We start from the raw sequence: 22,525 nt of genomic DNA, 5'->3' as shown, positions 1-22,525 counted from the left end.
AGGTCGTGCGGGCGCAGCGTGGCGGGAAGAGGCAGGTGCGGAGCCGTCAGCGGCGACGAGGCGCGTGACGTCGGCGACGTCGTCGCGCAGTCTCGACCGGCTCCGGCGCCGCGGGAACCGCGGTGCGGTCTCCGGAGAGCCAGCGCAGCCAGGTCGCGTCGGGATCGCCCTCGAAGACGAGCGTCCGTGCCAGCAGGGTGAGCGGGATCGACAGGATCGCCCCGAGGGGACCGATGATGAAGGTCCAGAAGATCACCGAGAAGAAGCTGAGCGTCAGACTGAGATCGACGGCATCGCTGACGAACTTCGGCTGGACGAGCACCTGGAGGAACACGTTGACGATGCAGTAGACCGCGACCACTCCGAGCAGCAGCGGCCAGCCGCCGACGACGAACGCCAGGATCGCCGGAGGGACGAGGCCGAGGACGAAGCCGATGTTCGGGATGAAGTTCGTCACGAACGCCAGGATCGCCCAGACGACCGGAGCCGGAACGCCCATCCACCACAGTGCGAGACCGTCGATGATCGCGACGATTGCGCCGAAGCTCGCGTTGACGATGTAGTAACGGCGGACGCCGGTGTTGAGACGCGAGATCCGCGCGATCACCGCGCCCTTGGTCGCGCCGAAGATCGCGGGCGCCTGGCGGTAACGAGCGGCATCCACCGCCATGAAGATGATGTAGGCGCACACGAAGAACAGGGCCGTCGCGACGCTGACCACGGTTCCCCCTATGCTCCGTGCGAGCCCGAGCAGCGTGGTGGGGTCGAGGACCGACGCTGCGGCGTCCGAGGCCTCCTCGTCCAGGCCGAGGGACTGCAGCCACGCCACGAGGTCGTCGACGGTCGTTGCCAGACCGCCTTCCGACACCAGGTCGCCGATCAGACGGGCGAACTGCGTACCTGCGAGCCAGAGCAGTGCTCCCATGATCAGGAGAATCAGATACGCGACTGCGATGACCGCGGTCGTGCTCGCCCACTGCGGCCAACCGCGTCGATCGAGAGGGCGACGGAGGGGCTCGCAGATGACCACGATCACGATCGCCAGCGCGATGGGCCCGAAGAGGTCACGGGCGAAGTAGACGCCGGCCAGAGCCACCGCGCTGGCCGCGAGCATGAGCAGCACCCGCAGACTGGGGGAGAGCATCCGGTCGGGGGCGCGCTCCGGCGCAGGCGAGGTGGTCACGCGGACAGCGTAGTCGACGAGCTCAGAACGGCTCCGGTGCGACCAGCGGTGCCGGGCCTTGCCGGGGGGTGACGACCGCTCTCACCCCGGCGGATTCCAGCGCCTCGGCCACACCGCGGACCGTCGCCGACACCACGGCCGATCCGTGCAGCGGGTGGTGCCAGATCCGAAGGATGAGCATCCATCGTGTCGGAGAGACCGAGGCGAACGACACGCCGGGATGCTCACGGGCATGAACGCCCTCGACCTCGCCGGCGGCACGGGAGATGATCGCGATGACATCATCCACGGCGATCCCCTCTTCTCTCGCGACCCGGATGTCCACTGCGCTGCGACGCGCGCCGTGACGGGAGTCGTTCACCAGAACCCCGGTGAGGATCGTGGCGTTCGGTACGTGCACCGTCCTGCCGTCGACCGTCGCCAGGAGCACCGCGCGTCCGTTGAGCTCCTGGACGACGCCGCGGATCGGCCCGTCGGGGCCGTCGATCTCGATCTCCTCCCCGATCTTCACGGACTGGCGGGATTGGATGAGCACCCCGGCCGCGAAATTGTCGGCGACGCCGCGGAGCACGAGGATCAGGACGACCACGGCGATGGCCGTCATGGCCAGGAGCGGCTGCACGTTCGCCCCGAGGAAGGCCAGCCCGACGCCGATGCCCACCAGGAGCAGGGCGTATTGGGTGAAGCGTGCCGCCAACTGCGCGACCGAGTCGGAGATGCCCGGCGTCCGTGTCGTCAGCTTGAGCACGCCTTTCCGGGCGAAGCGGGAGAGCAGCCAACCGATGAGGATGGACAGCACCGCCAGCACGATCTGCCACGGCGAGAGCCCATCGGGGAACAGAGCGTCCAGCGTCACGTTCGCCGACCACTCGATCGGGGGCTCCAGCGCATCATCCGACCAGGATGCGGCGCGCGCGCTCGCCGCGGAGGATCCCTCTCATCCGGAGGGGGTGAGCGCGGAGCACGGCTGGTCGGTATCGCCCGTTGAGGATGAACGATGTTCGTCCGCGCTTCCGCAGCACCGGAGACTGAGGGCATGTCGACGACGCCCCCATCGCCGGATCTCCTCACGGCAGCCCGCTCGCACGGCGCGACCCGTGAACGAGCGCGGGAGGCCATCGGTCTCCAGATCTCGATCTTCGCCTTCGTCGTCGCAGCGCTCGTGGCCCTCGTGGTGTTCCGCCTGCGGTCGGCGCCCATCTCCGGCCCCGATTCGCTCGGGCAGTTCGCGGCACTGGCATCCGCGGTCACGGCGGTCGTCGTCTTCGTGCTGGGTCGTGTCATCGCCGCCGATCCCGAGAGGCACAGGCGGCTCGGGGTGCTCGACATCATCGACATCGCGGCCTTCGCCTTCGCGCACGCCATCATCGCCCTGCTCGGGTGGACGCTCGCCGCGACGATCATCGAAGCGGGTCTGATCGGAGCCGTCGTCTACCCCGTGCCCGTCCTGATGCTCGCCGGCGCCGCGAGCGGGCTCACCGCGTACGTGACCTACTACTCCGCGACCCATCTGGACCTGCAGCTGCTGGCGACGGTCCTCGCGGTGTTCCTGGTCCTCGGGATCCTGGCGAGCATGCTGACGGCGAGCGACCCGCAATGGTGGCAGGAGAACCTCAGCGCGCTCGGCATGACCGACGACCTCTCGGCGCGGGCGTTCAACCTCACTCTGATCGTCGCCGGGATCCTCGTGACCACGCTCGCCCGCTACGCGACGAGGGGCATCCCCACCCCGCACCCGCGCGGAGTGACCTCGGTGCGGACCTGCCTCATCATCGTCGGGCTCTTCCTCGGCATCGTCGGCGTGTTCCCCGTCGATGAGCACTTCGCGCTTCACACCGCGGTGGCGTCGGGAATGGTCGTCGCGTTCGCCGTGCTCGTCGTCGCGATGCGCTGGTGGGTGCCCGGAGTCTCGCGCACCTTCCTGCTGCTGGGGTACGTCTTCACCCTCCTGATCGTGGTTCTGGCGGTGTTCTTCGCCGTCGGCTACTACACGCTCACTGCCGTGGAACTGGTGGCCGGGACCGTCGTGTTCACCTGGATCATCCTCTTCATCCGCACCGCTGATGCCCTCAAACGAGACGAGGGAGCGAAGACCGGCGACTAAAGATCACCCGGAGGATGCCCTTGAGGGGTATCCGGCACGCCACTAGCTTTGGTGCCATGTCGCACCCCGTACGCTCGACGAGGCCGGGACCCACGGTGCGATTCCGGCCACCGGCTCCCCAGCCCGGCGCGATCCGTCGTGATCGGGTGAGTGCAGCGATAGGGGAGGTCGTCGCCAACGAGCAGTTGACGGTGATCAGCGCCCCGAGCGGATTCGGGAAGACGACCGCGGTCGCCGATTGGGCTTCGGGTGTCGATCGGGTCGCGTGGCTCGGACTCCACACGTTCGACTCCGACCCGTCCCGGTTGACTCAGGGGGTCGTGAACGCGCTGCTCACCGGCGCCGAGCGTTCCGGGCGTCCTCTCGATCTCGACCGCGATCTGGACGATCCGGACCGGGCGTACCAGGAGATCTGCCGGGCGTTGGAGGATTCGGACGAGCGCATGCACCTGATCGTCGACGATGCGCAGCGCGCGGGCGAGGAGTGGCGCACGGGACTTCTCGGCATGCTCGCCGAGCAGGCGCCGGAGAGTCTGCACGTCGTCCTGGTGGGGACGACCCTGCTCGAGCTGACGCTCTCCCGTCATCGGCTGATGCACCCGGAGGCCTTCGTCGGCGTCGACACCCTCAGCTTCACGGGAGAGGAGGTGCGACTGCTGCTCGACGGGGGCGTGGCCGACCTCGAACCCGAGACGATCCTCGACGAGACTCAGGGATGGCCGATCGCCGTCAGACTGATGATGATCGGCGGAGCGAGACCCGACGCGCGGCCGCAGAGCGCCTCGAGATTCCTGGGTGGATATGTGAGGGAGCATGTGCTCGGGAGCCTTCCTCCCGACGTCGCGGACTTCGTGCTCGAGGCGAGCGTCTGCGGAGAACTCACCCCTGAGCTCGCCGCCGCGGTCACCGGGCGCCCGGATACCGCCACACTGCTCGAGACCTGCGTGCGACTCGGTCTGTTCCTCGACCGGTTCGAGGGGCCTCACGGCATCGTCTATCGATGGCATGCCGCTTTCGCACGACGATGCGCCGAGATCCTGGGCCAGGATGCAGAGCTCGCGAACGCGTGCCATCGGCGCGCCGCCGCCGCCCTGGAGCCGACGGATCCGACGGCGTCGATCGCCCATTCGCTCCAGGCGCTCGACTTCCTCGCTGCGCGCTCGACCCTTCTTCGGCACTGGCTCGGGCTCGTGGTCGGGGCGAGGGCGGACGAGGTCGAGCGCACCGCGACCGAGATGCTGCGACGCACGCCCGACGACGCCCAGGTGCTGCTCGTGCGCGCCTGCGCCAGCGATGTGCTCGGCGACCATCGCGTGGCGCGCGAGTTGTTCCGGCGTGCGGAGGCATCGATCGCGCGATCGGCCGACCCCGATGAGCCTGCTGTCCTCCAGATCGCCCGACTCTTCATCGCCGACGAGCGCGCGGAGGTCGCGAGCGCGAGCGCCAAGGTGCGGCAGATGCTGCTCGATGACGATTCGACGGAGCTGAGCGACCGCGCCGCGCTCAACTACCTGCTGGGATGGACTGAGATTCGGCATCGCGGCAATCCCCTGATCCCGCTCGAGTACTTCTCCGCGGCGGCCAGGGAGGCACGGGGCTCCGGGGATCGGGAACTCGCGAAACGGGCATCGGGGCACCTCGCCTTCGGGCAGACGTGGGCGGGTCGCCTCACCGAGGCCCGGCAGTCGCTCATCCGTGTGCACGAGGAGGAGGACGTCGGTCAGCCCTGGAGCACCTACGCCGGCGGCAGCGCCGCGGCGGCCGCGGGATTCGTCTCCTACTGGTCGGGGGAGCTCGTCGATGCCATCCGCGAGTTCGGGACGGTGATCGCCAACGGCAGCTCCGATCGCTCGTTCACGAGCGTGGCACGCATGATGATCGCCTATGCAGCGGCGGAGACCGGAGACGTCGCCGCCTGCCGTCGCGCGGCGATCGGCATCCAGGACATCCCGCTGGAGGTCGTGCACGGCATCTCCTGGCCGGCGTTCCGCGAATCATCGGTCGCCCTGCTCGAAGAGGCGGTCGGCCGGCAGGACCGGGCGATGCGGATCGCGCGCAGATATGTCCATTGCCCCGACCTCCCCGTCGTCAACGTCGCACTGGCAGGGGTGTTCCGCCGGTCCGGCGAGTACTCGGCGGCGTTGGAGATGCTGCGATCCCTGCGGGCATTCAGCGAGGTGTCGTACGTGAAGTCGGCGACGCTCATCACGGCAGCCCTGCTGCGCCGTCATGGCGGGCATCACGAGGAGGCGCACGAATTGTGCGAGGCTGCCGTCGCCGTCGCGGCGGGGGAGAACATCCGCCTTCCCTTCGGCCCGCGCGAGACAGCGGTGCGCAAGCTGCTGGGCGAGCATGTGCATTTCGGCACGCAGTTCGAGGACTTCATCGGCAGGTGTCTCGCCACGGACGCGGCCGGGTCGCTCGTGGACGCACTCTCGGAGCGCGAGCGTGATGTGTTCCAGCAGCTCCAGACGGCGCGTACGCTGCAGGAGATCGCGCGGGAACTGGCGGTGTCCATCAACACTGTGAAGACCCACCAGCGTGCGATCTACCGCAAACTCGGGGTGTCGTCGCGACGTGAGGCCGTGCGGACCACCGTCTGACGTCGACGGCGGCGCGGCAGGAGGCCTCACACCTGGTGCAGTGCCGAAGCGAGGATCGTGTTCGCGATCGACGCCGGTATCGGCTGGGTCGCGAGGATGCGGTCCTCTCGGTGGTCGACGTCACGGGCGAACCGCTCGACCCAGATCGGCTCCACCAGGATGAGCGCCGCGAGTGCGCCGAGGGGAACCGTCGCCGCGAAGTGACGAGCGTCGTCCTCGCCGATGAGACCGGGAGTCTCGAGGGCGAGGCCGGCGAGTGCGAACTCGTCACGGTCGACCTCGACGATCCGGTGTTCCTCGAGGCCGAGCCGCTCGATCATCAGGAAGTCGAGGAGGCGGATGGCGCCGGCCTCCACCTGTCGAAGCAGGGCCTCGAGGACGTTCGGGCCGAGGCGGTCGCCCTCGAGGTGCACGGCGACGAACTCGACGTCGCCGAGCGCATGCAGAGTCGTCACATCGACCACCTCGACCACGGCCTCAGCTCAGAGCGCGGGTCTTGATGGCCGCGAACTCGTCGGGGGTGATGGTCCCCGCGGCGAGCAGCTTCGATGCCTTGTCGATCTCGTCGCTCGGGCTGGAGCCCGCGACGCTGCGGATGTAGGAGTCGGCTGCCTGCTGCTGGTCCCTGTAGGCGGAGACACTCCGCTCGCCCATGCCTCTGCCGCGCGCGATCAGGTAGACGAGCGCCGTGAGGAAGGGGACGAAGATGAGGAAGATGATCCACACGGCCTTCCACCAGCCGTTGAGCGTGTGGTCGCGGAACAGGTCGGCGACGATGTTGAAGAGCACCATCAGGTAGGAGACGAACACGAATACCCAGAAGAACCACCAGATGATGTCCCAGAAACTGTCCCAGATGGACATGTCGCACCTCTTTCGTCGAGTGACTGCGTACGGCGATCGTGACAGGACGCATCGTCGCGCGGGGGAGTCGCTCACCCTGATCGGGCGACCCCGCATGACGGGCAGGGGTGAGGGTCTCATCCGCTCGGGGTGAGAGAGCAGCCCGCGCCGGGCGCGGCGATGCGACCATGGTGCACAGTCGTGGCCGTGTGCCCCGTGAGAGAGGATCATCCATGAATGACTTCCGTTTCGGTCCCGCCGAGTTCTATCTCGTCGGGTTCGAAGGAACCCGGCCGGACCCCGCGACGTTCCGGGCGTTGACCGACCTCGTCGACAGCGGGATCGTGCGCCTGCTCGACTTCGTCGTGCTCGCGAAGTCGGAGACCGGGAAGGTCGAGATCGTCGAGCTCGACGACGACGACGGAGTCCTGGACCTCGGCGACTTCGAGCCGATCGCGGCGGGTCTTGCGGGCGAAGAGGACGTCGAGTCGTTGGCGGGTGCGCTCGCCCCGGGACAGTCGGCTGCCCTGGTCGTCCTGGAACTCGCGTTCGCTCGCACGCTCGCACAGAATCTCGCCGCGGCGGGCGGACAGGTGCTGCGCACCGAGCGTGTTCCGGCGCCCGTGGTGAACGCCATGATGGACATCCTCGATCAGGAAGGTGAATGACATGCCCTTGAGAAGATTCGGTCGCCCCGGACTGATCGGCCTCGCCGCCCGGACGGCAGTGGTGGCCGGGACCGCGACCGCCATCGGCGGGGCGATGTCGCGGCATCAGCAGGAGCGTGCGCAGGGAGAGTACGAGCAGCAGCAGTACGAAGCCGCGCAGCAGCAGGCGCAGATCGACGCCGCGGCTCAGAACGCCGCTTCGCAGTACTCGTCTCCGCCTCCGGCCGCGCCCGCGCAGGGGGACGACCTGATCGCGAAACTGCAGCAGCTCGCGTCCCTCAAGGACTCCGGTGTCCTCTCCGAGGCCGAGTTCGCCGCGGCGAAGCAGAAGCTCCTGAGCTGAACACACCGATGATTCGTCGTCTGCGGGATGGCCGAAACGAGAAGGACGAATGAGCGAACTGGACGATCTGCGAGCGCGTGTCCTTCTTCTCGAACAGGAGAACGAGACACTCAAGAAGCCCCGTCGGCGTCCGGTGGCCAGAAGCATCGTCGCGGGAATCGTGCTGGCTCTTGCGGTGCTGATGGCACCGATCGCCGCGATGGGGACCTGGGCGCGCCTGCAGCTCGTCGACGCCGATCGGTTCGTCGCGACGTTCGCACCTCTGGCCGAAGACCCTGACGTGCAGGACTTCGTCGCGGATCAGGTCAGCTCGGCGATCCACGAGCAGGTGGACTTCGATGCGATCGTCGGCGAGGTGTTCGACGGGATCCGTGAACTCGACCTTCCGCCCCGTGCCTCCTCCGCCCTGTCGTTGCTGGAGGCTCCGGCGGCCAGTGGGCTGACCTCCCTCGTCGACGGCGTCATCCATGACGTCGTGGCATCGGACCAGTTCGCCGACATCTGGGCGCAGACGCTGCGCATCACCCATGAACGTGCCGTCGCGATCCTGCAGAACAGCCCTGACACCGCCCTGCAGCTCGCAGACGACGGGGTGCTCTCGATCGACCTGGGGCAGGTCGTCGACCGCGTCAAGGCGGTACTGACGGAGCGCGGTGTCGGGTTCGCCGACCTGATCCCGGAGATCGACCGGTCGGTTCCCATCGCCCAGGCGGATGCCCTCGTCCTGGTGCGCACGATCTATCAGATCGCGGTGGCTGCCGGATTCTGGCTGCCATGGGTCGTTCTCGGTCTCGTCGTCGTCGGCGTCCTCCTCGCGAGGAACCGCGCGCGAGCTCTCTTCTGGACCAGCGCGGGATTCGCCGTCGCGTTCCTGCTCCTGTCGGCGGGGATGGGCATCGGAAGAACGTTCTTCATCGGCGCCGTGAGCCCGTCGATCATGACGGCGGCGGCCGCGCAGTCGCTGTTCGACGAAGTCACGTCGCTGCTGAGCTCGACGATCGTGGCTCTGGCCCTGGTCGGAGTGCTCGTCGCCGCGTGGGCGTGGCTGGCCGGCTCGAGCCGCAGCGCCGTGGTGACGCGCGGAATCCTGGAAAGCGGCTTCACGGCGGTCCGGAGCACCTGGGAACGACGAGGCCTGTCGACCGGACGATTCGGCCTCGCGGTCGATCGCTTCCACGGTCCGATCCTTCTGGTCGGGTTGGTGCTCGCGCTCCTCATCCTCATGGCGTCGAGACCGGTCTCGTTCGGTGCGGTGTTCGGGGTGGCCGTCGGACTGCTCGTCTTCGCCATCGTGGTCGAGCTGCTCAGGCGACCCCCGGGCGCAGCGATCGTTTCCCCGAGGGAAGAGCCACTGGTCGAAGAGACGGAGGAAACGGAACCGGCCGACGCGGAGAACGCCCGACGGTGAGTCTCCGACGGGCGTTCTCCCCGACATCTCAGGCGCGCGCGGAGTCCGGAAACACCTTCTCCCAGTCGTCTCTGACGCTCACGACGGTGTAGCCCTTGTCCGCAGCATCCGCGAGGGCCTTCTCGGCGCCCGCGTCGTAGGGGATGTCGCCGCGTGACGGGTCGTCGTGGTGGACGAGGAGTGCGAAACCCGGCCGCGGTCCTCGGCGTGCGAAGTCCATCATCGCCGTGTCGCCGTTGGAGTTGCCCCCCACGAACAGGGGGCGCCGGCCGATGCGGGTCCAGATGCGGATCGGCTTCTCGGGACCGTCGTCGAAGAAGGCCAAGGAGGAGTACCGCACGGTCGCCTCGGCATCGTCCCACGCGAGACCGAAGGCCGACCCCACCACGCGCTCCGGGGGGATCCCGTAGTTGGCCTGCGTCATCGGACGCATGAAGTCACGCTCACCTCCCGAGACGATGTAGCAGGTGAAGCCGTGGTGCTCCAGAAACCTGAGCAACTCGACCATCGGCTGATACACGGTCTCGGCGTAGGGGCGCTGCAACGTCGGATGCTGCGCGGTACGGTAGAACTCCGCCACCGACGCCGCGTAGTCCTCCACGCTCATTCCATCCGTGAGCCCGACCAGCGCCTGGATGATGATCCCGAGGTCGGAGTCGTCACCACCGTAGTGCTTGTCGATCGCCGCTCCCAGCCACGCGAAGTCGCCGCTCACGGCTGCGAGATACGGCTGCCTCTCGGCGAGCTCCGGTGCCCGCTCCGCAGCCGCACGCCACTGCTCCACGACGAAGTGCAGCTGTGTGATCATCGGCTTCTCCGACCACAGGGTCCCGTCGTTGTCGAACACCGCGATGCGCTCCTCGACAGGAACGGCGTCTGGCCCCGATGTCACGGAGGCGACGAAAGCCTCGATGTCTCGGCGTGTGCGGGTGTCGCGCCAGGAAGGGAGGGAAGGGTGAGCGGTCATGTGCGATCCTCGCGTCTCTTCGAATGCCGGCGGAAGCATCAGCGTGGCATCGTCCCGCGGTTCTCGACAGGCTGACATCACCCCGCCGGGGCGATGGTCCGCGCGGTCGAACACGGAGATCACCGCGTGAGCGGAATACCCCAGGAGGGTATAGGGTTGACACGAAGGAGTACCCCACCCGGGTATGCTGAATCGAGAAAGGAACCCTCATGAACACGAGCGAGTACCAGGTGAGCGGAATGAGCTGCGGCCACTGCGAGGTCGCGATCCGCGGCGAAGTCAGCCAGATTCCCGGTGTCGATGCGATCGACATCAGCGCTCAGACCGGCAGGCTCGTCGTGACGAGCGCAGAACCCCTCGAAGACGCGGCGATCCTCGCGGCGGTCGACGAGGCGGGCTATCAGGCAGTACCTGCCTGATGAACACCGCAAGCCGTCTCGGTCTCTACGGCGCAGGTCTCGTGGTGGTCTTCGGGGTCGCGTTCGCGGTGGCCGGCGCCGTCGTTCCCGACAGCGCTGTGGCCTCCTGGACGGAGCGCGGGGGAGACGGCCACGATGAGCAGTCGGCGGAACCCGGCACGCAGAACACGGATAACGGGAAAGAGCAGGGGACAGACGTGAGTGGAGTGATGATCGCCGCATCCGGATACACCATCGGCGCGATCTCGGCCCCGGGGGAGACCGGGACCGCGGGGGAGCTCTCCTTCGTGGTGCGAGGGCCCGAGGGCGAGCCGGTCACCTCGTACGAGACGGCCCACGGCAAGCAGCTTCACCTGATCGTGGTGCGCAGTGACGGCAGCCGATATCGGCATGCGCATCCCGTGCTCGATATCGGGACGGGGGCCTGGTCGCTGCCATGGACCTGGGAGGCTGCGGGTACGTACCGTGTGTACGCCGACTTCACCGCATCGGACGGGCCCGGGGTGACGCTCTCACGGACCGTCGATGTGGGCGGGCCCTTCACGCCGCAGCCTCCGGCCGAGACGCGGTCCACCGCCACCGTCGATGGATTCGACGTGTCGATCAGTGGTGACCTCGTCGCCGGTGCCGGGAGCGAGTTGACGGTCGAGGTCGCTCGGGACGGGGTACCCGTCACCGCGCTCGAGCCCTATTTGGGTGCGTTCGGGCATCTGGTCGCACTCCGTGACGGAGACCTGGCCTACCTGCACGTGCACGCGCACGGAGATGAGCCCGAACCGGGTGAGGTCGCCGGTCCCGAGGTGGTCTTCACCGCGCAGGCTCCGACCGCCGGCAGGTACCTGCTCTACCTCGACTTCCAGGTCGACGGGAAGGTCCACACCGCGCCGTTCGTCCTCGATGCGGTTCCCGCCGACCTGTCGTCGAACGACACGGGCGACGACCACGGCGGGCACTGAACCGCACCACCCCACTCTTTCCGCGTCCTCGGACGCGGAGCGCAAGTATCGAGGAGATCATCATGACGGACACGCAGTCCGCGGCCGCACCGGCCAGCGTGGAGCTGGAGATCGGCGGCATGACCTGCGCATCGTGCGCGATGCGGATCGAGAAGAAGCTGAATCGGATCGACGGCGTCACGGCGACCGTGAACTATGCCACGGAGAAGGCCAAGGTGATCGCCCCGGCCGGCTTCGATCCTGCTCTGCTCATCGCGGAGGTGGAGAAGACCGGATATACCGCGGCCCTTCCTGCGCCCGAAGCCGAGACGCGTCAGGACGATGCGGGCGATGCCCCCGATGCCGAACTCACGAGTCTCAAGCACCGGCTCATCGCCTCGATCGTCCTGACGGTCCCGGTCATCGCGATGGCGATGATCCCGGCGCTCCAGTTCATGTATTGGCAGTGGCTCTCGCTCGCGCTCGCCGGTCCCGTCATCGTGTGGGCGGCGTGGCCGTTCCACAAGGCGGCGTGGACGAACGTGCGCCACGGCGCAGCGACCATGGACACCCTGATCTCGATGGGGACCATCGCCGCATTGCTGTGGTCGCTCTACGCCCTGTTCTTCGGGACTGCAGGAGTCCCCGGGATGACGCACCCGTTCGAGCTGACCGTGGCTCCGAGTGACGGCGCCGCGAACATCTACCTCGAGGTGGGGGCGGGGGTGACGATGTTCATCCTCGCCGGGCGCTACTTCGAGAAGCGCTCCAAGCGCCAGGCCGGGGCCGCGCTGCGCGCGCTGCTCGAACTCGGAGCCAAGGACGTCGCCGTGATCCGCGACGGTATCGAGAAGCGGATTCCCACGGCCGACCTCCAGCCGGGCGATGAGTTCGTCGTACGCCCCGGTGAGAAGATCGCCACGGACGGGGTCATCGTCTCGGGGAGCTCGGCCGTCGACGCCTCGATGCTGACCGGCGAGTCGGTGCCGGTCGAGGTCGGTGAAGGGGACGCCGTGACCGGCGCGACCGTGAACGCCGGTGGCCGCCTGGTCATCCGGGCGACCCGTGTCGGCTCCGACACGCAGCTGGCGCAGATGGCGAAGCTGGTCGAGGACGCGCAGACGGGGAAGGCCGAGGTGCAGCGCCTCGCCGACCGCGTCTCCGGGATCTTCGTGCCGATCGTCATCGCGATCGCCCTCGCCACCCTCGGGGCATGGCTGGGAGCCGGGTTCCCTGCCTCCGCAGCCTTCACGGCGGCCGTCGCCGTGCTCATCATCGCCTGCCCCTGCGCGCTGGGCCTCGCCACACCGACCGCTCTGCTGGTGGGGACGGGACGCGGAGCGCAGATGGGCATCCTCATCAAAGGACCCGAGGTGCTCGAATCCACCCGCAAGGTCGACACGGTCGTGCTCGACAAGACGGGCACCGTGACGAGCGGCAAGATGACGCTCACCGCCGTGCACACCGCGGAGGGCGTCGATCGACGCGAGCTCCTGCGGCTGGCAGGCGCCGTGGAAGACGCGTCGGAGCACCCCATCGCGCAGGCAGTGGCGAAAGCCGCGACTCAGGAGATCGGCGCACTCCCGGTGCCCGAGGACTTCGTCAACGTCGAAGGCAAGGGTGTTCAGGGCGTGATCGAGGGGCACGCGGTGCTCGTGGGTCGGGAATCGCTGTTGGCCGAGTGGTCGCTGCACCTGCCCGCCGAGCTCGCTGCCGCGAAAGCGGAGGCCGAGAGTCAGGGCAAGACCGCCATCGCGGTCGGGTGGGACGGCGAGGCGCGTGGCGTGCTCGTCGTCGCCGACACGGTGAAGCCGACCAGTGCGCAGGCCATCTCGCAGCTCAAGAGTCTGGGTCTCACGCCCGTCCTCCTCACCGGCGACAACCGGGCGGTGGCGGAGCAGATCGCGGCAGAGGTCGGCATCACCGATGTCATCGCCGAGGTGCTCCCGAAGGAGAAGGTCGATGTGATCACACGGCTGCAGCGCGATGGCAAGGTCGTCGCGATGGTCGGGGACGGCGTGAATGACGCGGCCGCACTCGCCCAGGCCGATCTGGGGCTCGCGATGGGCACAGGGACCGATGCGGCTATCGAGGCCAGCGACATCACACTGGTTCGCGGAGATCTGCGCAGTGCCGCGGACGCCATCCGCCTGTCCCGCAGGACTCTGGGCACGATCAAGGGCAACCTGTTCTGGGCCTTCGCCTACAACGTCGCGGCGATCCCGCTCGCAGCGCTCGGCTTGCTCAACCCCATGCTCGCCGGCGCGGCGATGGCGTTCTCCAGCGTCTTCGTGGTCGGCAACAGCCTCCGCCTGCGTTCCTTCCGGAGCCAGACGGCGGACCCCTCTCCGGCAGGGAGCCGTGCGGCGCGGGAACGCGCGACACCGGCAGTCCCCGCAGGAACCCACTGAAACCGAAAGAGGAGCATCTCATGTCCGATTCCCCCGCAGGATCCTGCTGCAGCGTCACCAGCAACGGTGCGGTCTCCGCCGAAGGTCGAAAGGATCTGCTGGCGTCGCCCTCCGGCGCCATGGCAGAGTGCCCGGTGATGGTCGGCAGCGCGGTCGTCGTCGCGGATGCGGAGGCCGCCGGCCTGTTCCGTGACTACGAGGGCACCCGCTACTACTTCTGCTGCGCAGGATGCGGGCCGGCGTTCGACGCCGACCCGGCGAAGTACGTCGCCGCAGCCTGACCGTTTCACCCGTGCGGCGCCGCCACACGCGGCCCTGCACGGGAATCGTCTTTCCGAGGAGGAGAGGTAATGAGCATTCCGCACCACGACAGCACCGCACCCGGCGCCCCGCACCACGAGTCGAACGACTCCGACCATATGCATGGGGGACACGACGCCCACGGGGGACACGGCGCCCACGGGGGACACGACGCCCACGGGGGACACGACGCCCACGGCGCCCACGGGGGACACGGCGGACACGGAGGGCACGCCGACCACGTCGGCCAGTTCCGGCGGCTGTTCTGGATCATGCTCGCGCTTGCCGTCCCCACCGTCGCGTTGTCGGGGATGTTCGCGATGATCCTCGGCTACCCCCTTCCCGACCTCCCCGGGCTGATGTGGGTCTCGCCCGTGCTGGGAACCGTGATGTACGTGTGGGGAGGCAAGCCCTTCCTCGTGGGCGCCGTCAGCGAGATCCGCGCGCGCAAGCCCGGCATGATGCTGCTCATCGGCCTGGCGATCACCGTGGCCTTCCTCGCATCGTGGGGGGCGAGTCTCGGCATCCTCCATCACGAGCTCGACTTCTGGTGGGAGCTGGCCCTCCTCATCGTGATCATGTTGCTCGGGCATTGGATCGAGATGCGCTCGCTCGCGCAGACCACCTCTGCACTCGACTCGCTCGCCGCCCTCCTGCCGGACGAGGCCGAGCGTGTGGAGGACGGTCAGGTCGTGATCGTCTCACCCGCAGACCTGGCCGTCGGTGACATCGTCGTCGTTCGCCCTGGCGGAAGCGTTCCGGCCGACGGGCGCATCCTCGACGGACGCGCGTCGATGGACGAGTCGATGGTGACGGGGGAGTCCCGCACGGTCACACGCGGTGCGGGAGACCAAGTCACCGCCGGCACCGTCGCCACGGACTCCGGGCTCCGGGTGGAGATCACCGCGACCGGAGACGACACCACCCTCGCCGGCATCCAGCGCCTGGTGACCGAGGCGCAGAGCTCGTCTTCGCGAGCTCAGCGCCTCGCGGATACCGCAGCGGGGTGGCTGTTCTGGTTCGCTCTGGGATCCGCGGCGATCACCGCGATCGTCTGGACTCTCGTCGGATTCCCCGACGCGGCCGTCATCCGCACGATCACCGTGCTCGTGATCGCCTGCCCGCACGCGCTGGGTCTGGCGATCCCGCTCGTCGTGTCGATCGCGACCGAGCGCGCCGCCCGGGGCGGAGTCCTCGTGAAGGACCGCCTCGCCCTGGAGAGTATGCGAACCGTCGACACCGTGCTGTTCGACAAGACCGGAACCCTCACCAAGGGCGAGCCCGTCGTGTCGGAGGTGTCGGTCTCCGGCGAGCATGACGCCGATCGCGTGCTGGCGCTCGCCGCCGCTGCGGAAGCCGACAGCGAGCACCCGCTCGCGAAGGCGATCGTCCGCGCCGCCACCGACAGGAGCCTGGCGGTGCCGCAGAGCCGCGACTTCACGTCGTCGCCTGCGGTCGGGGTCACGGCTACCGTCGAGGGATCCACCGTGCGCGTCGGCGGCCCGCACCTGCTCGCGGAGGAGCAGGTGGACGAGCTCGCCGTCGCCGAGCAGTGGCGGGAGGACGGCGCGATCATCCTCCACGTCGTCCAGGACGGCCGAGTGATCGGAGCGCTGAAGCTCGCCGACGAGGTACGTCCGGAATCCCGCGAAGCCGTGGACGCGCTGCATGCGCTCGGTGTGCAGGTCGTCATGATCACGGGTGATGCCGAGGCCGTCGCGCAGACAGTCGCCGCCGACCTGGGGATCGACCGGTTCTTCGCGGGGGTGCGCCCCGAGGACAAAGCCGCGAAGGTGCAGGAGCTGCAGCGTGAGGGCCGAAAGGTGGCGATGGTCGGCGACGGCGTCAACGACGCACCTGCGCTGGCGCAGGCAGACGTGGGGCTCGCCATCGGGGCGGGCACCGACGTCGCCATCGCCTCTGCCGGCGTGATCCTCGCAAGCGACGACCCGCGCTCCGTTCTCTCGGTCATCGAACTCTCGCGGGCCGCGTATCGGAAGATGAAGCAGAATCTGTGGTGGGCCGCCGGGTACAACCTGCTCTCGGTGCCGCTCGCGGCCGGCGTGCTCGCGCCGATCGGATTCGTGCTGCCGATGTCGGTGGGGGCGATCCTGATGTCGCTGTCGACCATCGTCGTCGCGCTCAACGCGCAGCTGCTGCGGCGCCTCGATCTGCGGCCTGACGTCGCGACCCGCGCCATCCTCGATCGCTGATTCCCGTGCGCGGAAAGACCCCGTCCAGCCGGACGGGGTCTTTCTGCGCACGGTTCTCGCGACTCACTGATGCCGCAGCGCGGCGTTCAAGTGCTCCTCGGGGTCGACCAGGTGGTTGTGATCGTCGGTGCCGAGTGCGACCTCTGCCCAATCGATCGTGCCGCTGAACTTGCCGCCCCACTCCTTGTATCCCTCGTAGGCGGGCATTCCGGTGTCCTCGCCGGTGTCCAGGCCCTCGTCGAAGGAGAAGTACAGCGGGTGCGTGTGCTCCACGCGTCCGGAGCCGACCGCGGCGCCGTCGATGAACAGCGTGACCTCGCCGCCCTTGCCGATCCCCCCGCCGTCGTAGGCGAACTCCGCACGCACGAGGTGATCGCCACCGCCGATGGTCGTGTCGGACAGCACGGTCGTGCGGACCAGCCCGCAGTAGTTGTAGTGATACCCGAGCTTGCCGTCTTCTGCGAAGAACGACCACCCGCCGGTGCGCCCGCCCTGGGCGACGATGGCACCTTCGACCGCGCCGTCCTCGGGCACCGTGAGCTGGGCCGTCACCGAGTACGAACGGTTCTTCACATTCAGGGCGACGTTCTCTCCCAGGCGGATCATCCCCGGGTACAACCGCAGTCGGTCGCCGGTGACGAGCGTGGGCCTGCCGGCGATCGCGGGATTCATGCGCTCGGCCGCGCGGTCGTCGAGCGGGAACACGTTGTGCCGAGCCGCCTCGATCAGGAACATCTGCTGCATCTCTGCCAGCTTCTCCGGGTGTGTGGGCGCCAGGTTGTCCGACTGCGTCCAGTCGACCGAGGTGTCGTACAGTTCCCACACGTCGGCCGAGAAGTCCGGAGCCTTCGAGACGACATCCCACGGAGTGCGGTGCTTCGTCTGCGCCGTCCAGCCCTTGTGGTAGATGCCGCGGTTGCCCATCAGCTCGAAATACTGTGTGACGTGTCGTTCATCGGCGTCCGGGGCGTTGAAGCTGTAGGCCATCGAGACGCCGTGCATCGGAATCTGGGTAACCCCGTTCACCGTGTGCGGCTCGGCGAGGCCCGCGACGTCCAGGACGGTCGGGGCGAGGTCGATCACGTGGTGCCACTGGTGCCGGACCTCGCCGGATCCCTCGATCGCGCTCGGCCAGTGGACGATGGTGCCGTTGCGCGTTCCGCCGTAGTGCGATGCCACCTGCTTGGTCCACTGGTAGGGCGTGCACATCGCGTGCGCCCAGGCCACGGAGTAGTGGTTGTACGCCTCTGGACCGCCGACCTTGTCGAGATGCTCGTTCCAGAACTCGACGGTCTCGAACTGACCGCCGCCGTTGGAGGCGGTCGTCAGCATGTAGGCACCGTTGATGCCGCCCTCCGCGCTCGCCCCGTTGTCGCCGATGATGTAGTAGACGAGAGTCTCGTCGAGGATGTCCTGCTCCTCGAGCGCGTCGATGACGCGACCGGTGTGGAAGTCGGCGTACTCCAGGAACGCCGCATAGACCTCCATCTGGTGCGCGAGGATCGGCTTCTGCTCGTCCGGGACGTCGTCCCAGGCCGGCAGTCCCTCCGGGCGTTCGGTGAGCTTCGAGTCCGGTGCGATCACGCCGAGTTCGATCTGCTTCGCGAAGGTCTGCTCGCGCTGCGCGTCCCAGCCCTGGTCGAAGCCCCCCTTGTACTTCGCGATCCAGTCCTTCGGAACGTGATGCGGGGCGTGCGTCGCGCCCGGGGCGAAGTAGATGAAGAACGGCTTGTCCGGCGTCAGGCTCTTCTGCTGCCGGATGTAGTCGATGGTCTTGTCGGCCAGATCGGGCATCAGGTGGTAACCCTCGTCCGTCGGCGGCTCGACCGCGGTGACTCCGTCGACGAGGGCCGGCGTCCATTGGTTCGTCTCACCGCCGATGAAACCGTAGAACCTCTCGAAGCCCGAGAATGCAGGCCAGTGGTCGAACGGTCCCGTCGGGCCGGTCTCCCACACCGGCACCTCGTGGCACTTTCCGAACTGCGCGGTGTTGTAGCCGTTCTGGCGAAGGATCTCGGGCAGCGGGACGGCCGAGTTCGGACGCGTGGAACGGTAGCCGGGGGAAGGGGTCGCGGTCTCGGTGATGTGGCCCATGCCGACGGCGTGGTGGTTGCGTCCGGAGAGCAGCGCGGCACGGGTGGGGGAGCACAGCGCGGTCGTGTGGAATCGGGTGTACTTCAGCCCGGCGTTCGCGAGGCGTTCGGCCGTGGGGGTGTGGATCGGGCCGCCGAATGCGCTCGATGCGCCGAAGCCCACATCGTCGAGGAGGATCACGAGGACGTTCGGCGCGCTCTTGGGCGGGCGCTTGGCGACGAGGGGAGGGAAGTCGGCCTCCGACTTCTTCGCGTCGAAGACGACGGGCCCCTGATACTCACGGTCAGGAAGCGGCAGGATCGATCCGGGCAGTTCCGCGGTCATGGAAGTTCCTTCTTCGTATACATGGGGTGTATCGCGAGTGCATGGGGGTGTATCGCGAGCTGGACGCCGAGCACCGCGGGTCGGACGGAGCCAGCCACCGTGCTCGACGTCCGTGTGAATCGACTACTGCGCGCCTCCGAGGTCGTGGATGAGCTCCTTCTCGTCCTCGGCGGAGAGGGAGGTCTGGACGACCGTGCCCTGGAACGGCGCGAGTGCGGCGGCGAACTTGTCCTCGGTGATCTTCGTCGCGTACACGACGACGGCGGACTTGCCGGCGGAGACCGTGCTCTTCACCCGGTCGCGGAACTCCGCATCGATGCCGGTCTTGTCGAGGCCGGCGAACAGCGCGCCGAAGAGGCCGCCGAAGAGCAGTCCGGCGATCGGTACGAAGAACAGGAGGCCGATGAGCATGCCGAAGAGTGCACCGCCTGCGGCTCCGACACCGACGTTGCCGGCAGCGCCCGGATACTCGACCTTGGTCTTGCCCTTCTCGTCGACCTTCACGAGCGCGAGGCCCGCGAGCTCGACGACCAGGTCGTTCTGCAACGACAGGATCTCGTCGTAGGCCCCTTCCGCCTGGGGCTCGGAGTCGAAGGAGATGACGATCAGTTCGGCCATGGGTGAGTTCCCTTGTTCAGGGCTGAGTCGACCACCCTCAGCCGTTGACGACAGGAGGCCACTCCGCGGTGGCTCCCGCTCGAGGTCAGGCTAACCGTGCTGGACCCGCGAAACGCGGGCGTCACCGTGAATTCACCCGGGGGACCTTCGGCGATGACAGGGGATACGCAGGGAACTGATCACGCTCTGTAATGATTGCCCGCCGCCGCGGGAGGTCGGTCGCAAAATACTGGGCACACCGAAACGAAAGGTGTTCCCCGTGTCCGCTCCTGCTCCTCCCGCCGTATCCCCGTCCGCCCCGTCCGCTCCGTCCGCCCGCCGCACGATCCTCGACATGCTCAGCCGGTGGATGTGCGAACAACCGCTGGCCGTCGCGGCCCGGCACGCAGGGCGGGAGCTGACATACGGAGAGCTCGATCAGCTGTCCGGCATGCTGGCGGCGGATCTCCGACGGAGAGGCGTCGGGAGAGGTGATCGGATCGGGATCTTCGTGGAGCGCGGATTCGAGATGGTGGTCGCCATCGTGGCCGCACTGCGGCTCGGAGCGGCGTATGTGCCCGTGGATCCGCGAATCGCCACCGAGGTCCATATGGCGCATGTGGTCGCTGTGACGGGCATGCGTGTCGTGCTCACCCAGGCGCGGTTCGCGGACCGCGTGACGTCGGCGACGGGCATCCTGGTCGTGCCGATCGAGCGCGCCCGCATCGCGGACGCGGATGCCTCTTCGCAGGAGACCGTCGCGCCACGCGCCGGAGATGAATGCGTGATCATCTTCACGTCCGGAACGACGGGTACGCCCAACGGCGTGCGGGTGACCCACCGCAACCTCGAGAACTTCCTGTTCGGAGGGCCCGGAGCGCTCGGCATGAAGCCCGGGACCGTGGTCGCCCAGATCCTCAACATCGCTTTCGACATGGCGGTCTGGGAGATCCTCGGCGCGCTCACCCACGGTGCCACGCTGCACATCCGCGGACGGGACTTCGCCGAGGCTCTGCGTGCCGCAGACGTCGTGATCGCGACCCCGTCGATCCTCACCCCGCACGACCCGCAACGGCTGGGCCGGTTCACCGCTGTCGCCGTCGCCGGGGAACGGTGCCCTCGTGCCCTCGCCAACCGCTGGGCTGCCGTGACGGATTTCTACAACTCGTGCGGTCCGACCGAGATCACGATCGTGAACACGATGCATCCGTGCACCCCCGATGAGGCGGATCCGCCGATCGGACGACCGATCCCGGGAACGACCGCCTACATCCTGGATGAGGGTGGCGCTCCGGTCGCCGACGGCGAGGTCGGGGAGATGTGGGTCGGGGGAGCGGGGGTCACCGCCGGGTACCTGGGAAACCCGCGTCTGACCCGCGACCGTTACCGACTCGACCCGTTCTCCGACGACGGCAGTCTCATGTTCCGCACCCGCGACCTCGCCCGATGGAATGCGGACGGAGATCTCGAGCACCTCGGACGCACGGACGACCAGGTCAAGATCCGGGGCTTCAGAGTCGAACCCGACGCCGTGAGCGCACTGCTCGAGCGGGAGGACTCCGTGCAGCACGCGGCCGTCCTCCCCACCGATGACCGCACCGCGCTGGTCGCTTTCGTGACTCCGGAGGACGCCGACGTGGAGGGTGCGCTCGCCCATGTACGTGAAGCACTGCCGTACTACTGCGTGCCGGAGATCGTCCATCTCGTACCGGCTCTTCCGATGACGACGCGCGGCAAGGTCGACCAGACGGTGCTGAGGAGCCACGCATGGCGAGCAGCGTGACTCCCGGGACCCACGTGCGCCCCGCGGCGCTCACCGGGTGGCGGCTTCTTCTCACCCGTCCTGCACTGATGCCCTATAACAGGCTGGTGGTGCTGGTTCTCGCGCTCAACGCCGTCGTCGCCGGGATCATCGCCACGACCTCGGCCTCGATGTCGTCCGACGACGCCGCCACCCTCCTCATCACCATGAGCGGCGTGAACCTCACGGCCGCGGTGCTGATCCGCCAGCAGTACGTGATCAACCTCCTGTTCCGGCTTGCGACGAGCGTGCCGAAATCGGCGCCGCTGGCGGTCCGTCGACGTCTCGCGAAGGTCTACCACTTCGGTGGGATCCACGTCGGAGCCGCGGTCGCGGCCGTGGGCTGGTTCCTGGGGGGAGCCGCCACCGTCGTCTTCAGCGATTCCTTCTCCGTGTTCTCGAAGAGCGTGGCCGTCGCCCTCGTCGCGTGCCTGGTCGGAATCCTCGTACCGGCGCTGCCTCCGATCCGCCAACGCCGCCATGACCTGTTCGAGATGACCCATCGCTTCGGAGGATGGTCCGCTCTCACCCTCTTCGCCGTACTCACCGTGGCGCTCGCCGCCGATGCCGCCGACTCCGCCGGCACTGCGGGGATCGGACGAGTCCTCGCCGCGTCGCCGTCGTTCTGGCTGCTGCTGGTCATCGTGCTCAGCGTCGTCGCACCGTGGCTGCGGCTCAGGAAAGTGCCCGTCCGCATCGCGACGCCGTCGTCTCACGTCGCACTCGCGGACTTCGATCACGGCGTGCGTCCCTTCGCCGGTTCGTCCACCACCCTGGCGCGGCATCCGCTCGGCCAGTGGCACTCGTTCGCGAATGTCGTCACCCGCGACGAGACCGGCTTCCGGCTCACCATCTCGCGGGCGGGGGACTGGACCGGAAGACTCATCGACGACGCGCCCTCGCATGTGTGGACACGAGGGATTCCGACGGCGGGCGTGGGAAACGTGGACAAGCTCTTCGAGCGCGTCGTGTGGGTCGCGACCGGAAGCGGGATCGGCCCGTGCCTGCCGCACCTCTTCGCCGACACCACGCCCTCGAAGCTCGTGTGGGCGACCAGAGATCCGGAAGCCACCTACGGCGACGATCTCGTCGAGTCCATCCGTGCCTCGCACCCCGATGCCGTGATCTGGAACACCAGCGAACAGGGGCGCCCCGACCTCGTGGCACTGGCGCTCGAAGAGTTCACCTCGTTCGACGCCGAAGCGGTGATCTGCATCTCCAACCAATCGACCACCCGCCGGGTCGTCTCCGCGCTGGAAGCCCTCGGGGTCCCCGCGTACGGGGCGATTTGGGACTCCTGAAAGGCATTACC

Annotated in this window: 19 protein-coding genes; 12 read left to right on the top strand and 7 right to left on the bottom strand. The window is 68.0% G+C overall.

Annotated features, from left to right (window positions below; all coding sequences use genetic code 11):
* Positions 1 to 46: 46 nt before the first annotated feature.
* Positions 47 to 1,183 carry an AI-2E family transporter gene (locus MicroSTF_RS04575; protein ID WP_322953884.1) on the bottom strand — a complete coding sequence of 379 codons (1,137 nt, stop codon included), beginning with the start codon at positions 1,181 to 1,183 and terminating at the stop codon, positions 47 to 49.
* Positions 1,184 to 1,205: 22 nt separating this feature from the next.
* Complete coding sequence (locus MicroSTF_RS04570; protein WP_322953882.1) at positions 1,206 to 2,039, bottom strand: mechanosensitive ion channel family protein; 834 nt, start codon at positions 2,037 to 2,039, stop codon at positions 1,206 to 1,208.
* Between the two features lie 180 nt (positions 2,040 to 2,219).
* On the opposite strand from MicroSTF_RS04570, the gene MicroSTF_RS04565 reads away from it, so the two are divergent.
* Together MicroSTF_RS04565 and MicroSTF_RS04560 are read left to right on the top strand one after the other, a co-directional pair.
* Complete coding sequence (locus MicroSTF_RS04565; RefSeq protein WP_322953880.1) at positions 2,220 to 3,287, top strand: DUF998 domain-containing protein; 1,068 nt, start codon at positions 2,220 to 2,222, stop codon at positions 3,285 to 3,287.
* Between the two features lie 56 nt (positions 3,288 to 3,343).
* Complete coding sequence (locus MicroSTF_RS04560; RefSeq protein WP_297554523.1) at positions 3,344 to 5,890, top strand: LuxR C-terminal-related transcriptional regulator; 2,547 nt, start codon at positions 3,344 to 3,346, stop codon at positions 5,888 to 5,890.
* Between the two features lie 26 nt (positions 5,891 to 5,916).
* Here MicroSTF_RS04560 and MicroSTF_RS04555 read toward each other — a convergent pair whose 3' ends face one another.
* Both MicroSTF_RS04555 and MicroSTF_RS04550 read right to left on the bottom strand, forming a co-directional pair.
* Positions 5,917 to 6,345, bottom strand: a complete 429-nt coding sequence (locus MicroSTF_RS04555) for a DUF6325 family protein (RefSeq protein ID WP_297554520.1) — start codon at positions 6,343 to 6,345, stop codon at positions 5,917 to 5,919.
* Between the two features lie 22 nt (positions 6,346 to 6,367).
* Entirely contained in the window at positions 6,368 to 6,754 is a 387-nt protein-coding gene (locus tag MicroSTF_RS04550) for an SHOCT domain-containing protein (protein WP_029258448.1), read from the bottom strand.
* A 212-nt stretch (positions 6,755 to 6,966) separates the two neighbouring features.
* On the opposite strand from MicroSTF_RS04550, the gene MicroSTF_RS04545 reads away from it, so the two are divergent.
* Genes MicroSTF_RS04545 through MicroSTF_RS04535 form a run of 3 tightly spaced genes read left to right on the top strand, consistent with a single transcriptional unit; the run spans position 6,967 to position 9,152 of the window.
* Positions 6,967 to 7,401, top strand: a complete 435-nt coding sequence (locus tag MicroSTF_RS04545) for a DUF6325 family protein (protein ID WP_021198022.1) — start codon at positions 6,967 to 6,969, stop codon at positions 7,399 to 7,401.
* A 1-nt stretch (position 7,402) separates the two neighbouring features.
* Positions 7,403 to 7,744, top strand: a complete 342-nt coding sequence (locus MicroSTF_RS04540) for an SHOCT domain-containing protein (RefSeq protein ID WP_297554513.1) — start codon at positions 7,403 to 7,405, stop codon at positions 7,742 to 7,744.
* Between the two features lie 49 nt (positions 7,745 to 7,793).
* A complete protein-coding gene (locus MicroSTF_RS04535; protein WP_297554510.1) occupies positions 7,794 to 9,152 on the top strand; it encodes a hypothetical protein in 1,359 nt (452 codons plus the stop codon).
* A 28-nt stretch (positions 9,153 to 9,180) separates the two neighbouring features.
* On the opposite strand, the gene MicroSTF_RS04530 is transcribed toward MicroSTF_RS04535, so the two are convergent.
* The gene (locus tag MicroSTF_RS04530; protein WP_322953873.1) at positions 9,181 to 10,119 is read right to left on the bottom strand and encodes an HAD family hydrolase; all 939 of its coding nucleotides are present in this window, start codon (positions 10,117 to 10,119) and stop codon (positions 9,181 to 9,183) included.
* 209 nt (positions 10,120 to 10,328) lie between these two features.
* Between MicroSTF_RS04530 and MicroSTF_RS04525 the strand changes: the two genes are divergently transcribed.
* From MicroSTF_RS04525 to MicroSTF_RS04505, 5 genes are all read left to right on the top strand, one after another.
* Positions 10,329 to 10,538, top strand: coding sequence for a heavy-metal-associated domain-containing protein (locus MicroSTF_RS04525; protein WP_021198018.1), 210 nt, complete (start codon positions 10,329 to 10,331; stop codon positions 10,536 to 10,538).
* Positions 10,538 to 11,494 (top strand): heavy-metal-associated domain-containing protein, encoded by a 957-nt coding sequence (locus tag MicroSTF_RS04520; protein WP_297554500.1) that lies wholly within the window; start codon positions 10,538 to 10,540, stop codon positions 11,492 to 11,494. Before MicroSTF_RS04525 ends, MicroSTF_RS04520 begins: the two co-directional genes overlap by 1 nt.
* Before the next feature lie 62 nt (positions 11,495 to 11,556).
* Positions 11,557 to 13,884: a heavy metal translocating P-type ATPase gene (locus MicroSTF_RS04515; protein ID WP_297554498.1), complete on the top strand. Its 2,328-nt coding sequence runs from the start codon at positions 11,557 to 11,559 to the stop codon at positions 13,882 to 13,884.
* A 20-nt stretch (positions 13,885 to 13,904) separates the two neighbouring features.
* Positions 13,905 to 14,165 (top strand): YHS domain-containing protein, encoded by a 261-nt coding sequence (locus MicroSTF_RS04510; protein ID WP_021198015.1) that lies wholly within the window; start codon positions 13,905 to 13,907, stop codon positions 14,163 to 14,165.
* A gap of 69 nt (positions 14,166 to 14,234) precedes the next feature.
* Positions 14,235 to 16,397: a heavy metal translocating P-type ATPase gene (locus MicroSTF_RS04505; RefSeq protein ID WP_416338462.1), complete on the top strand. Its 2,163-nt coding sequence runs from the start codon at positions 14,235 to 14,237 to the stop codon at positions 16,395 to 16,397.
* Between the two features lie 63 nt (positions 16,398 to 16,460).
* Here the strand turns inward: MicroSTF_RS04505 and MicroSTF_RS04500 are convergent, their stop codons facing one another.
* Positions 16,461 to 18,815 (bottom strand): arylsulfatase, encoded by a 2,355-nt coding sequence (locus tag MicroSTF_RS04500; protein WP_297554493.1) that lies wholly within the window; start codon positions 18,813 to 18,815, stop codon positions 16,461 to 16,463.
* Positions 18,816 to 18,938: 123 nt separating this feature from the next.
* Complete coding sequence (locus MicroSTF_RS04495) at positions 18,939 to 19,433, bottom strand: DUF1269 domain-containing protein (protein ID WP_029258438.1); 495 nt, start codon at positions 19,431 to 19,433, stop codon at positions 18,939 to 18,941.
* Positions 19,434 to 19,692: 259 nt separating this feature from the next.
* On the opposite strand from MicroSTF_RS04495, the gene MicroSTF_RS04490 reads away from it, so the two are divergent.
* A complete protein-coding gene (locus MicroSTF_RS04490; protein WP_322953865.1) occupies positions 19,693 to 21,195 on the top strand; it encodes an amino acid adenylation domain-containing protein in 1,503 nt (500 codons plus the stop codon).
* Positions 21,180 to 22,514, top strand: a complete 1,335-nt coding sequence (locus MicroSTF_RS04485) for a hypothetical protein (protein ID WP_315073039.1) — start codon at positions 21,180 to 21,182, stop codon at positions 22,512 to 22,514. Before MicroSTF_RS04490 ends, MicroSTF_RS04485 begins: the two co-directional genes overlap by 16 nt.
* The last annotated feature ends 11 nt before the right edge of the window (positions 22,515 to 22,525 follow it).

Origin of the sequence: Microbacterium sp. STF-2, assembly GCF_034650155.1 — a bacterium.
Classification (GTDB): Bacteria; Actinomycetota; Actinomycetes; order Actinomycetales; family Microbacteriaceae; genus Microbacterium; species Microbacterium maritypicum_A.
This window is presented reverse-complemented; position numbering and strand designations above follow the sequence as displayed.